General features: G+C 69.7%; 7 protein-coding genes and 3 pseudogenes. 1 reads left to right on the top strand and 9 read right to left on the bottom strand.

What is annotated here, in order from left to right; genetic code table 11:
* Positions 1 to 1,256 (bottom strand): PTS sugar transporter subunit IIC (locus JX283_RS06295; RefSeq protein WP_204829815.1); only part of this gene is annotated, 1,256 nt, incomplete at its 3' end.
* Positions 1,257 to 1,371: 115 nt separating this feature from the next.
* Positions 1,372 to 2,775 carry a glycoside hydrolase family 1 protein gene (locus JX283_RS06290; protein ID WP_204829814.1) on the bottom strand — a complete coding sequence of 468 codons (1,404 nt, stop codon included), beginning with the start codon at positions 2,773 to 2,775 and terminating at the stop codon, positions 1,372 to 1,374.
* A 219-nt stretch (positions 2,776 to 2,994) separates the two neighbouring features.
* Between JX283_RS06290 and JX283_RS06285 the strand changes: the two genes are divergently transcribed.
* Positions 2,995 to 3,735, top strand: coding sequence for a GntR family transcriptional regulator (locus JX283_RS06285; protein ID WP_204829813.1), 741 nt, complete (start codon positions 2,995 to 2,997; stop codon positions 3,733 to 3,735).
* Between the two features lie 113 nt (positions 3,736 to 3,848).
* Here JX283_RS06285 and JX283_RS06280 read toward each other — a convergent pair whose 3' ends face one another.
* The 7 genes and pseudogenes from JX283_RS06280 to JX283_RS06255 form a co-directional block, all read right to left on the bottom strand.
* Positions 3,849 to 4,748 (bottom strand): ROK family protein, encoded by a 900-nt coding sequence (locus tag JX283_RS06280; RefSeq protein WP_204829812.1) that lies wholly within the window; start codon positions 4,746 to 4,748, stop codon positions 3,849 to 3,851.
* 104 nt (positions 4,749 to 4,852) lie between these two features.
* Positions 4,853 to 5,833 (bottom strand): annotated as a pseudogene (locus tag JX283_RS08860) (glycosyl hydrolase family 32); the annotation flags it as partial.
* Between the two features lie 92 nt (positions 5,834 to 5,925).
* Positions 5,926 to 5,973: pseudogene (locus JX283_RS08855) on the bottom strand (hypothetical protein); the annotation flags it as partial.
* 283 nt (positions 5,974 to 6,256) lie between these two features.
* A pseudogene (locus tag JX283_RS08850) lies at positions 6,257 to 6,619 on the bottom strand (PTS glucose transporter subunit IIA); the annotation flags it as partial.
* Positions 6,519 to 6,818, bottom strand: a complete 300-nt coding sequence (locus JX283_RS06265; protein ID WP_204829810.1) for a LacI family DNA-binding transcriptional regulator — start codon at positions 6,816 to 6,818, stop codon at positions 6,519 to 6,521. The pseudogene JX283_RS08850 and the gene JX283_RS06265, both read right to left, overlap by 101 nt.
* Positions 6,819 to 7,142: 324 nt before the next feature.
* On the bottom strand, positions 7,143 to 9,866 hold the full coding sequence (locus tag JX283_RS06260) for a valine--tRNA ligase (RefSeq protein ID WP_204829809.1): 2,724 nt from the start codon (positions 9,864 to 9,866) through the stop codon (positions 7,143 to 7,145).
* A 1,643-nt stretch (positions 9,867 to 11,509) separates the two neighbouring features.
* Positions 11,510 to 12,988 carry a DUF2252 domain-containing protein gene (locus tag JX283_RS06255; protein ID WP_204829808.1) on the bottom strand — a complete coding sequence of 493 codons (1,479 nt, stop codon included), beginning with the start codon at positions 12,986 to 12,988 and terminating at the stop codon, positions 11,510 to 11,512.
* Between the last annotated feature and the right edge of the window lie 45 nt (positions 12,989 to 13,033).

Below are 13,033 nucleotides of genomic sequence, written 5' to 3'. Positions count from 1 at the left end.
GTCCAGGGGGCCTGGACGACGCAGGGGGAGATCCAGCCCATGCAGGTGAGGCCGTAGGTGACGGCGATGAAGATGTCGGGCAGGATCACGAAGGGAACCATGAGGGCCACGTTGTAGACGATGGGGTAGCCGTAGATGACGGGCTCGTTGATGTTGAAGATGCCGGGCAGGATGGAGAGCTTGGCGATGTCGCGGGACGCCTTGTTCTTGGAGAACAGGAAGGTGTCGAGCAGGAGCATGAACGTGCAGCCCGAGCCGCCGATGAGGGCGAAGGAGTTCACGATCTGCATGTTCATGTAGTGGTCGGCAGGGATGNCCTCGCCGGCGGCGTAGAAGGCCATGTTCTCGACGATGAGGACGGTGAGGATGGGCTCGGCCAGGACGCCGGAGATGGTGGACTGGTGGATGCCCAGGCAGAAGAGCAGATTGGCCACGGTGTAGATGACGATGACCGCGAGCGGGCCGGCATTCATGACGTCCTTGAGGGGCGCGGAGACGCAGGTGGCGATGATGTCCANGAGGTTGGTGCCCCAGATGCCGTGGAGCAGGGCAGCCACCAGGGCGAAGATGGACAGGGTGAACAGCAGCGGGATCATGACGTTGAACGACTTGCCCACCGCCGGGGGCACGCCCTCGCCGAGGTTGATCTTGAGCTTCTCGACAGAGGAGATCTTGATGAAGATGGTCGTGGCGACGAGGCTCACGATGATGCCGGCGAACAGGCCGTTGGCACCGGTGTTGGTGGTGGAGATGACGCCGGTGGCGGCGGTGGTCACCGAGGCGTCCTCGGCGATGCCGAGGGTGCTGGCGATGTCCACGGCCTCGAGGGTCTGGGTGGCGGCCCCGGTCTCACCGGCGCTCACGGCGTAGGTGAGGTTGGAGACGGCGGTATTGACGGCCTGCGGGAACATGATGACGAGGCAGCAGACGCTCACCACGAGGCAGGCGATGGCGTTGCCGAAGCGCTTGTTCTGGGCGAAGCAGTAGCCGATGACGCCGCAGAGGAGGATGGCCGCGAAGGACAGGGTGCCCTGGGTGATGGCGTTTCCCCAGTACTGGGCGGCAGCGAGNCCGTCGCCGGTCAGGAACAGCGGGAACACGACGTTGTTGATAAGGACTGCGATGCCGGCCAGGATGTAGATGGGCATGATGGTGGCGAAGCCGTCGCGCAGCGACCGCAGGTGCACCTGGTTGCCGATCTTCGCCGACACTTCGGCGAACTTGTCGAGGAAGGCTTGACCCTTGCCTGATGCCATGGTGTCTCCTTAACTCTTTCTCTTCTTCGCTTGACTCTCTTGCTCTCTCAGAACGGGGCGGGCACCCGCCCCTCTCGCGCCCCGGCCGGGGCTCCCCTCCCCGGCCGGAAGGCCGTTACGAGACGATGTGGGAGGTGGCCACCTGGCGCATCCAAGCGGCGGAAAGCTTGGGGACGNGACGGTAGTTCTCCATGAGGTCGACCTCGATNAAGCCGTAGCGGTTCTTGAAGGCGTTGTTCCACGACCAGTTGTCGATGGCACCCCAGTAGTGGTAGCCCACGCAGCGGGCGCCGTCCTCGATGGCCTTGGCGATCCAGGTGAGGTGCTGGCGCACGAAGTCGATGCGGTAGTCGTCCTGCACCTTGCCGGAGGCGTCGCGGTTCTTGTACTCGCCCTCGATGCCCATGCCGTTCTCGGAGACGAACCACTCGAGGTCGGGATAGTCGCGGGCGGCGGTCATGCCGAAGTCGTAGATGCCCTTGGGGTAGACCTCCCATCCGCGGCTCTCGTTCATGACGGCGTCGGGCCACACGTACTTGTCGGCGAAGACGGGGCAGCCGGCGTCGTCGACGTCGCGCGAGGGGGCCTGGACGCGGGTGGGCTGGTAGTAGTTGCAGCCCAGCCAGTCCACGGTGCCGCGGGCGAGGATGGCGTCGTCGCCGGGGCGCACCGGGAGCACGNAGCCGCGCTCGGCCAGNGTCTCCATGACGTCCGCGGGAAGCTCGCCCTTGGTGACGAGGTCGAGCCACCAGCGGTTGTTGATGCCGTCCACCATGCGCACGGCCTCGAGGTCGGCGTCGGAGGGGTCGTCCTTGGTGTAGGGCGGCATGAAGGCGTTGATGAGGCCGATGCGGGCGTCGTCGCGCACGAGGCCGGCGGACTGGGCCTCGCGGAAGGCCTGCACACCCTTGGCGTGGGCGATGGAGATGTTGTACTGCACCGTGCGGGCGCGGTTGAAGTTCTTGGTGAAGGGCCACCATACGCCCTCCTGGTAGCGCTGCTCGGGCTCGACGGTGGGCTCGTTGAAGGTGAACCAGTAGCGCACCTCCTGGCCGAACTCGGCGAACGCCTTGCGGGCGTAGTTCTCGTAGGCGTCCACGACCTCGCGGTTCTCCCAGCCGCCGCGGCGGAAGAGGTAGGTGGGCATGTCGAAGTGGTAGAGGTTCACGAAGATCTCGAGGCCGGCCTCCCCGGCGGCCGCGAAGAGACGATGGTACCACTCGACGCCGGCGGGGTTGAGCTCGCCGTCGCGGTCGAGCAGACGGCTCCACTGGATGGAGGTGCGGAAGGTNGTGAAGCCAAGCTCCTCCTTGAGGANGCGGAGGTCCTCNTCGTACATGGTCATGAAGTCGTTGCCCACGTAGGAGCCCACCTTGTTGTAGAAGTCGTCGATGTTCNCGATCGACCAGGTGTCCCAGAGGTTCTCGAGCTTGCCCCCCTCGGCCCAGCGGCCCTCGGTCTGGGGACCCGACATGGCCGCGCCGAAGAAGAAGTTCTCGGGCAGNGTGATGGNTTCCATGGTCCTCCTTGCACGTCTCGGTTGGTGCGGCCCGCGGGGTCCCCCCTTTTGGGTCGCGCTTCTTGGTGAGAATTGTAGCGATATAATTCTGCTTACACAGCGATTTTTTGAGAAATTGGGTTCTATTCGAGTGCGAGCGGTAGCTATCCCTCCGCAAGCGGTATTCTTCTTTTTGCACACAACTTGGGGACTCCCCCACCGGCCTCGAGGGGGGCAGCCATGTCAAAGTACGCAGAAATCGCCCAGGACATCCGTGCGTCCANCGAGGACGGGGCCATCGCCCCCGGCGAGCGGCTGCCCACGGTGGTGGAGCTCTGCGAGCTCTACGGGGCGAGCAAGGTCACCGTGCGCAAGGCGGTGGAGCTTCTGGCCGAGCAGGGCCTGGTCTCGAGCCGCCGGGGGTCGGGCACCTTCGTCAAGGCGACGCCGGAGTCCAAGGGGGTGGACGGGTGCCATGCCGGCGACACCCTCTACATAGGCCGCACCGACCGCTCCATCGGCTTCACCAACGAGCACGCCCCCCAGGGCGAGGTCTCCTCGGTGGTCCACCTGTTCGCCATCGAGGTGCCCCCCGCCGAGGTGGCGGCCCGACTCGACCTGGGCGACGAGGACTTCTGCTACCACGACGTGCGCACGCGCCTCCTCGACGGCGTGCCCCTCGTCATCGAGGACACCTATATGCCCTTGGAGCTCGTCCCCGGCCTCAAGCGGCACCACGTGGAGGGTTCCATCTACAACTACCTGCGGCAGGACCTCGGGCTGCACTTGGCGAGCTTCCACCGCATCGTGCGGGCCGTGGCGGCCACGGCCGAGGAGGCCGGGCGCCTGGACATCGCCGAGGGGGACCCCCTGCTCGAGCTGGAGCAGATCGGCTTCCTGGACTCGGGCGCCCCCTTCGAGTACTCGGTCTCGCGGAACGTGGGCAGCCGCTCCGCCCTGCACACCATCAACATCACCTAGGCCGCCGGCAGCGAGGACGCACAGCGCCCACGGCAGGAGGCCCGGACCCCAGCGCTGGGGACCCGGGCCTCCGTCATGCAGGGGCCTTATGGGGAACGGCCGCCTCGGGGCCGCTACTCCCCCGCCGCCTCCAGGGCCTCGACGCCCAGGGCCGTGCAGCCGAGGATGCCCTGGTCGCCGCCGCAGCCGGCGGGCACGATGTAGCTGTCCTGCGCCTTGACCTGCTCGGTCTGGATGTAGCCACCCAGGAGCTCGGTGAACTTGTTGCGCACGAGCGGGAAGAGCTGCTCCTGCTTCATGACGCCGCCACCCAGCACGATCTTCTCGGGCGAGTAGACCATGACATAGTCGACGAGGGCCTCGGCGATGTACTCGCTCTCGAGCTCCCAGACCTCGGCCTTGNCGGCGAGGTCGACCCCCTTGGCGCCCCAGCGGGCCTCGATGGAGGGGCCGGAGGCCAGGCCCTCGAAGCAGGAGTCGTGGAAGCCGCAGACGCTGGCGCCNGNGTCGTAGGGGCGCTTGCGCNGGGANATGTGGCCGGCCTCCGGGTGCAGCATGCCGTGGAGGAGCTTCCCGCCCACCATGACGCCGGCGCCGATGCCCGTGCCGATGGTGATGTAGACCACGGTGCCCAGGCCCTTGGCGCACCCGAAGGTGGCCTCGCCGAGGCAGGCGGCGTTGACGTCGGTGTCGTAGCCGCAGGGCACGTCGNGGNCCCTCCTGANGGTGCCGAGGAAGTCGAAGTGGCGCCAAGCCGTCTTGGGGGTCTCGAGGATCCAGCCGTAGGTATCCGACTCCGGGTCCACGCCGGTGGGGCCGAAGGCGCCCACGCCGAGGGCGTCGATGTCCCTCCCGGCGAACCATGCCACGATGGCCTCGCAGGTGGGGCCGGGCTCCCCGGTGGGGATCTCCTCGCGCTCTAGGACCTCGCCCTCGGGGGTGGCCACGGCCATCACCATCTTGGTGCCGCCGGCCTCGAGGGCTCCGATGCGCAGGGACTTCTTCTCGGACATGGGTCTCCTCCCTGGGTAGGTGAACGAGAGCGATATGCCNTACTAACTGTAACGATACNGTTTTGATCGCGGTCCACCGATGACGACGGGAGCCTGAACAGTTTCTACAAGGTGAGCGGTACCTCCAGGGGCCACAGGCGGGCGCGGGCGCCCGGCACCTCCACGGCCGCGGCGTCGTAGGTGACGTCCAGGCCGCCGGCGAGCGTCACGGCACACCGGGGGCCCCGGATGCCCGACACCTCGAGGTCGAAGGCCGGGAGGCCCTCCGCGCGGAGCGACCCCTCCCCCTCCAGCACCGGCCCGCGAAACCCGGCGAGCTCGACCACGGGGCGCTGGAGGACGGTGCGGCCGTCGGTGACCACCTCGCGAGGCAGTGTAAAGCAGTGCTGCCAGCCGTGGTCCACGGTGGAGTTGGCGTGGTCGGGGCAGTCCGCCATGCCCATCCACCCTATGAGGATGCGCCGACCGTCCTCGGCCTCGAAGGTCNGGGGCGCGTAGAAGTCGAACCCGGCGTCCCACAGCGTGAACTACCCCAGCGAGCAGGGACCGAGGAGCGACCCCGAGAAGGGCATGTGGCCGCTCGGGTACACGTTGGCGCCGGCGGCGGGCCCCTCCATGCCCTGGGGGCTCACCGAGAGCACCGCCAGCGGCGGGGCGGCGGGGTCGAAGCCCGGCGCGCGCGTGGCCTCCGCGGCCCCCAGCACGAGGAGGTCGGGGCACTCCCACATGTAGCCCAGGGGCCGCTCGGAGGCCACCGTGTTGGCGAAGGCCNAGTGCANGAGGTCGTCGGANNCGTAGACAAGCACCTCGCCGCGGTCGCGGTCGCGGTCCGCCCCCTTGGCCCGGGCGCCCAGGAGCATGAGGAAGGCGGGGCCGCCCTCCCCCGGGTTGGCCAGGACGCGGGGGTCGCGCACATGGCAGGTGACGGAGGCAGGGTAGTCGTCCACCGTCATGACCAGGCGCTTGGAGCCAAAGACGCCGCCGTCGTCGCTCTCCACGAGCACGGTGTTGGACTCCCGGCCGTCGAGCACGTAGTCGAACTCGCGCCCGGGTTCCTCGCGCTTGACGTTGCCGGCGTAGAAGGCGTGGATGCGGCCCCGTGCACGACGGAGGACCCCGAGTAGACCCCGTGGCAGTCGAAGGGCGAGTTCTGGTAATACGCGTGAAACACGCCGTCCTTCTGGAAGAGGCCGTTGGGNTCGTTGAGCCAGCCGGCCTCGGGCATGAGGTGGAACCGCTGGGACCAGGGCCCGTGNCCGCGATGGGCGGCCTCCTCGGTGCGGGCGCGGCAGAGTCGTGCGAGGTCTCGGGTGAGGGAGTTCACCGGTTGATCTCCAATGGTCGGGTGTCGGGCACGGGCCGGGCCTGGGCGCCGGCCGCAGCCNGGGCCCGGGCCCTCGGAGACAGGCGTCNCAGCCCTTGCGGGCAAGGCCCATGACGTCGCTCTTGCCCGGCTCCACGGGGGCGGAGAGGTCGAGGCGCTCCACGTCGAAGTCGTAGGCGTTGGAGACGATCATCATCGTGGTGGCGGGGTAGCCGGCGCGGCGCACGGCGGAGAAGTCCACGTCGAGGAGCGGGTCGCCCGCGGCCACGCGCTGGCCCTCGGAGACGAGCTTGGAGAAGCCCTCCCCCTCCATCTTCACGGTGTCCACGCCCACGTGGATGAGGATCTCGGCGCCGGAGCCGCTGGTGATGCCTGCGGCGTGGCCGGTGTCGAAGACCGTGCTCACGGTGCCGCCGCACGGGGCCACCACGGGGAGCCTGTCGGCCTCACCGGGGTCGATGGCCACGGTGGGACCCGGGATCTCGGCGGCGAAGGTGGGGTCGGCGATGTAGGCGGCGGCCGCGGGGGACCCGGCGAGCGGGGCCACGAGGGTCTCGGCGGCCAGGAGCGCCGGGGCGGCCGCGGGAGCGGCGGCGGGCTCGGAGGCGGAGGCCTCGTCGGCCTTGACGCTTCTCAGCAGAGACGTAGCCGTCGTTGAGGTAGCGCGAGACCATGGCGCTGCTCACCCCGGCGATGCGGGCGACATCCTTGATGGTGGCCACGGTCCTGCCCCTCTCCCCGCTCATCGACCCCACGGTCGACGCCATAGTAGCTGAAAANCGGGACCGCCACGAAGGCGGGGCGGTCCCCGGGACCCCACTGCGACAGGGCCCGCCGGTTGGGCCCTACGCTTGGCCCTCGGCCCCATGCAAGGGCGCCTGCGGCATGGAGAGCGATCGACGGCCGCCGCCTCACCCCATGCCAAAGCGGCCTGCGGCATGGGTGCGGGGGCCAAAACCCATGCCGGAGCGGCCTTTGGCATGGGCCGCCCCGCNAAAAGACACCCCGCGGGACCAGCCCGCGGGGTGCCTGGAANCCGAACGTCCTCTCTGGGANGAAGNCGNCCGTCCCTACTCCGAGAGGTCCTCCAGCTGGGAGCTCAGGCGGGAGAGCGTGACCTCGAGCTCCTCCTTGCGGGCCCGCTTGGCCTCCACGACCTCCGGGGCCGCCTTGGCGAGGAACCCGGGGTTGCCGAGGGTGCGCTCGATGCCGGCGAGCTCGCCGNTCACCTTCTTNACCNCCTTCTNCAGGCGCTNGGCNTCNTCNCCGAGNTCCACGAGGCCCTCGAGCACCACGTAGGCCTCGAAGCCCGGGNCCNCGAACNAGACNGAGTTGGCGGGCTTCTCGGCGTGCTCGCCCACCACCAGCGACGAGAGGCGGCCCACCTCCACGAGGAAGTCGCGCTGGGCCTCGAGGCGGGCGGCGTCGGCCGGGGCGGCCTTGACCACCACGTCGACCTCGGCGCGAGGGCTCAGGCGATAGCGGGCGCGCAACGAGCGCACACCGGAGACGAGGGCGCGGGCGATCTCGAAATCGGCCTCGGCCTCGTCGTTGACGTAGGCCCCGTAGGCCGCGGGCTCGGGCCAGGCCGAGAGCATGAGGAAGCGGCCGTCNTGGGACGAGTCGCAGCCGGTCTTGGCCGCCTCGGCGAGGTCGAGGGNGGAGGCGGGCATGGACTCCCAGACCTTCTCGGTCACGAAGGGCATGACCGGGTGCAGCAGGCGCAGCGAGGTGTCGAGCACAAAGACGAGGNTGCGTTGGGCACCCACGCGGACCTCGGGGTCCTCGGACTGCAGGCGGCCCTTGCAGAGTTCGATGTACCAGTCGCACACCTCGTTCCAGAAGAAGCCCTGCAGGCCGCGGGCGTAGTCGCCGAAGCGGTACTCCTCGAGGCACGCCGTGGTGTCCGCCACCTGCTTGGCCAGGCGCGAGAGCATCCAGGNGTCCTCGGGCGTGGCGGCCACCGGGGCGCCGGGCTCGAAGCCCTCCATGTTCATGAGGGCGAAGCGGCAGGCGTTCCAGATCTTGGTGACGAAGGCGCGGGCCTGCTCGGTGCGGGGACTCGACTCGAAGGCCCCGGTCTTCTTGTCGAAGGTGGCGTCAAAACGCACGTCCTGGTTGTTGGTCACCAAGGTGAGCAGGTTGTGGCGCATGGCGTCGGCACCGTACTTGGCCATGAGGTCCATGGGGTCGACGCCGTTGCCCTTGGACTTTGACATGCGGCTGCCNTCCTTGGCGAGGATGGTGGCGTAGATGACCACGTCCTCGAAGGGAATCCGGTCGCAGAAGTACAGCGAGCTCATGATCATGCGGGCCACCCAGAGCGCGATGATGTCGCGAGCCGTGACCAGGGCCTTGGTGGGATAGTGGCCGGCCATCTCCTCGGGGTGCTCCGGCCAGCCCTGGGTGGCGAAGGGGAAGAGCTGCGAGGAGAACCAGGTGTCCAGCACGTCGGGGTCCTGGTGGACGTGGCGGCCGCCGCACGTGGGGCACACCTCCACGTCGTCCATGGAGGCGTCCTCCCAGCCGCAGTCCNCGCAGGTGAAGACGGGGATGCGGTGTCCCCACCAGAGCTGGCGCGAGATGCACCAGTCCTTGAGGTTCTCCATCCAGGTGAGGTAGGTCTGCTCCCAGCGCTTGGGATGGANGGTGACGTCGCCCGAGGTGACGGCCTCGGTGGCCGGGCCCTTGAGCTTGTCCACGGCCACGAACCACTGCTCGGAGAGCCAGGGCTCGAGCGCGGTGTCGCAGCGGTAGCAGTGCATGACGGAGTGGTCGTGGTCCTCGACGTGGTCGAGCAGGCCGTTCTCCTCGAACCAGGCCACCACGGCGGCGCGGGCCTCGTCGCGGTCCATGCCGGAGAACTCGCCGTAGCCGTCCACCACGTGGGCGTGCTCGTCGAAGACATTGATCTTCTCGAGGTCGTGGGCCTCGCNCATGGCGAAGTCGTTGGGGTCGTGGGCCGGGGTCACCTTGACGAAGCCGGTGCCGNAACCCGCGTCCACGNGCCAGTCGGCGAAGATGGGGATCTCGCGGCCCACGATGGGCANGACCACCGTGGCGCCCACGNANCTTGAGGCCTCGGGGTCGTCCTGGGAGACGGCCACACCGGTGTCGCCGAGCATGGTCTCGGGGCGCGTGGTGGCGACGACGATGTGGTCCTTGCCGTCCACGGGCTCCTTGAGCGGGTAGCGCAGGTACCAGAGGCGGCCGTGCTCGTCCTTGTACTCGGCCTCGTCGTCGGAGATGGCGGTGCAGCAGTTGGGGCACCAGTTGACGATGCGCTCGCCGCGGTAGATGAGGCCGGCGTGGTACCAGTCGCAGAAGACCTTGCGCACGGCGTGGGAGAACNGCGGGCTCATGGNGAACTGCTCGTCGGCGAAGTCCGCGGAGCAGCCCATGCGCTTGATCTGCTTGACGATGGTGCCGCCGTACTCGCGGGTCCAGTCCCAGCAGGCGTCCACGAACTTCTCCCGCCCCAGCTCCAGGCGGGAGACGCCCTGCTCCTTCAGGCGCTTGTCCACCTTGGTCTGGGTGGAGATGCCGGCATGGTCGAGGCCCACGATCCAGCGGGTGGAGCGGCCGGCCATGCGGTTGTAGCGGATGAAGGCGTCCTGGATGGTGTCGTCGAGGGCGTGGCCCATGTGGAGCACGCCGGTGACGTTGGGGGGCGGGATGACGACGGTGCAGTCGCCCGTGCCCTTGGAGCGCTGGTAGCAGCCGGCGTCGATCCAGCGCTCGACGAGCTGCGGCTCGGTCGTCTGGGGATCGTAGGTCTTGGGCATGTCGGTCACGGATGGCCACCTTCCGGTTCGCAGGGCAGGGCAACGCGTGTCATTGTACCCGCAGCGACGCNGCGCCGGGCCGCTCCGTCGCCTCGGACGGGCCGGCCCGGCGCCGCGTTCCCGCGCGTCTGGGAGGGCGAAGGGCTACTCGATGTCGTCCTCGTCGGCGTAGGAGNCCTCGAGCATCTGGGCGAAGGCCACAGGGTCGGCGGTCTCCTCGGCGGTGAAGACGCCGTCGTGGCGGGCGTCCTCGCGCAGGTCCTCGATGGCGTCCACGAGGTCGTCGGCCTCGGGGCCGTCGGGGATCTCGGCCGCCACCATGACGGCGAGCTCCCCGTCGTCGAGCTCGGACTCCTCGGCAAAGCCCATGTCGACAAGCTTGCGCGAGGTCACGGGCACGTCGTCGTAGGAGGTGTCGGAGAGGCGGGCCCGGCCGTCCTCGACGGTGACGGTGGCCTTCTCGCGGGTGAGGGAGTCGGCGTCGACGTCGTACTCGTCGATGTCGAAGGCGATGGCGGCGGAGGCGTCCTCGAGGGCCTTCAGCAGGCGGCCGGCGTCCTCCACAGAAAGCGAGCCGCAGAGGCAGGCGGCGGCGNCCTCGTCGAAGCCGTCGTNGGTCTTGCCGCTCACCTGGTAGACGGTGCGGCCGCCCTCCTCGTCGGNGCCGTAGACCGACGTGATGCCGTAGGTGAGCCTCGCCTCGTCGTAGCCGTCGAGGGTGGCGTCCCAGAGCGACTTGAANGCGGGGTCGCCTATGACGGACGTAGCGATGGACATGGTGCCGTAGAACGCAGTGGCCATGGGTGTTCCTTCCTGTGGGCGTGTGCTGGGCCCTACGTACCCGTTTGCCGCGCCGCACGACGGGGGCCGCCCGCGCGGCACACAAAGGCTTCCGCGCACGGGGTGCGGGCGGTGTAGGTGCGCGGGACGGCGATGGGTCCCGAGAGGCCTCCCCTACCCCCGGTGCGCCGCCGGGGCGTCGCCGCGCTCCGTGCCGGGGTCGTCGCCGATGGTGCGCAGGCCGTCGTCGGGGGCAGGGACGTCGTCGAACCAATACTTCCACTCCCGGAAGGGCGTGGNGCCGGTGGCCCCTGTCACCGCCTCGAAGGCGTCCTTGGGCACGAAGGTGCGCAGGCCCGCGCCAGAGACCGTGGTGAGGCGCACGCCGCCGGCGGCCAAGGCCTCCTCCACGAAGGCGAGGCAGTTGTGGGTCACGAGGTCGTAGGTGCCGGGCGCGGCCTTGACCCCCTCGGCGTAGTCGGCCACGGCACGGCCGGCCTTGGAGGNGGCCGTGAGGGCGACGGCGCAGTCCACGTGCTCGTTCCACCAGTTGCCGGGGTTGCCGTGGACGNTCCAGCCGGAAGCCCGGCGGAGGGCGGCGAAGGTCTCCGGCTCCCGCAGGCAGGCCATGGACGCCGGGGCCTTGAGGGCGTTGCCCCGGCGGTAGTAGGAGTAGGTCATGAGGTCGCCCGCGGACGGCCCCACGGCGAGGATGGCATGGCCCTCGTCGAAGGCCGCCATGAGGTTGAAGAGCACGAGGAGCGTGTAGGAGCCCGCGGGCACCGGGGCCCAGTCGCGCTCGGGCACGGCCTGCTCGCGCTGCACCCGGCGGGCGTGACGGCGGGTGAGGTACGTGTCGACGGTTCCGAGGCTCATGAGGCCTCCCCCTTCCCCGTGCCGGCCGCGCCGGCGACGTGGTCCATGAAGACGCGGTAGTCGCACTCGTTCTGCTCGGCGTAGGCCTCGGCAAAGGCGCAGAGCGCGCGGTCGGCCGCGTCCGAGGTGCCGAGGTACCCGGCGATGGCCCCGCGGTCGCCGGAGCGCGCGTGGGCGNGGGCGAGGGTCCAGGCGCAGAGCTCTCCGTAGAGCGCGAGGGTGTCGGCGTCTATGGCGTCCAGGTCCACCGTGGCCTTCCAGTCCCAGAGCTGGCGCACGTAGAAGGAACGGCCCGGGGCGCCGGGGACGGGGACGTCGGCCCAGCCGAGGAGCACGTCGCCGGTGGCCTGCATGAGGCGCTGGCCGCGCACCACGCGCTCGCCGCCCCGGTAGCGCGGCGCGAGGCCCGTGTAGCGCGAGAGGCACGACTCCCCGGCCTCCTTGAACTGCAGCACGAGCGGGTCGTCCACCTGGCGGCCNGAGAGGGCCACCACCCAGTTGCGCATACCCACGCTGCCCACGCCCACGACCTTGAGGGCGGCGCCCNCGTAGGCGTAGCGGTCGATGAGCCCGCGGTTCTCCGGGGCGAGGGATGAGCGGTAGGCGGAGAAGAGCTCGGCGAGGGAGCGCGGAAACCGCTCTACGTCGCCCGCGGGAAGGAACCGGTCCAGCGGCACGATGGCGGGCGGGTCGAACACGATGCGCCGGTCGGCGCCCTCCCCTTCCACGAGCTTTCTGAAGGCACGGGAGTTGTCCTTGGCAAAGGCCGCGGCGAGGCCCTTGGCCACCTGGCGGCGCTCCTTCTTGGAGGCGTCGGCGGAGAGGGCGTCGAGGAGCCCCTGGACGTCCACGTGGGTGTGNCAGANGGAAANCGCGCCTTGGTGGGCGAAGTATGCCATGGCCTCGCGGTAGGCNGCGGCGCAGGCGAGCGCGGNGTCGTGGGCGGTGGCCGCCCCGAACCNGCGGCNGCGGGCGCAGACGGCCACGCTCGAGACCATGCGCTTGACGTCCCACTCCCAGGGGCCGCGGGCCACCTCGTCGAAGTCGTTGAGGTCGAAGACCAACGCGGACTCCGGCGAGCGGTAACCGCCGAAGTTGCCGATGTNGGCGTCGCCGCAGNCCTCGANGATGAGGCCCGTGGACGGCGTCGTGGAGAGGTCCGCGGCCATGGGCAGCGCCGTGGCGCGGAAGTAGGCGAAGGGCGAGGCGGCCATGCGGCGGTGGCGCTCGGGGATGAGGGCCTGCAGGCGGCCGCGCTCCTGGGAGAGGATGAGGTCCAGGGCCGACGTGCGGTCGGGCACGACCTCCCAGCGGGCGAGAGAGCTCCTCGGGCAGCGCTTGCGCAGCGAGCGGCCGGTGTCGCGGGCCTCGACGAACCCGGGGAAGCGCCGGAGGGTGGCGTCGGGGATGGGCGACTCCGAGGAGCCGGCGAAAGGCGACGGCCGGTCGGGCTGCGTGCTGCGGGACTGTGCCATGGGGGCTCCTGGCTGCGGGTGCGGGTGCGGGTGCGGGTGCGGGTG

The organism is Olsenella sp. CU969 (assembly GCF_905219715.1).
Taxonomy (GTDB): domain Bacteria; phylum Actinomycetota; class Coriobacteriia; order Coriobacteriales; family Atopobiaceae; genus Granulimonas; species Granulimonas faecalis.
This window is presented reverse-complemented; position numbering and strand designations above follow the sequence as displayed.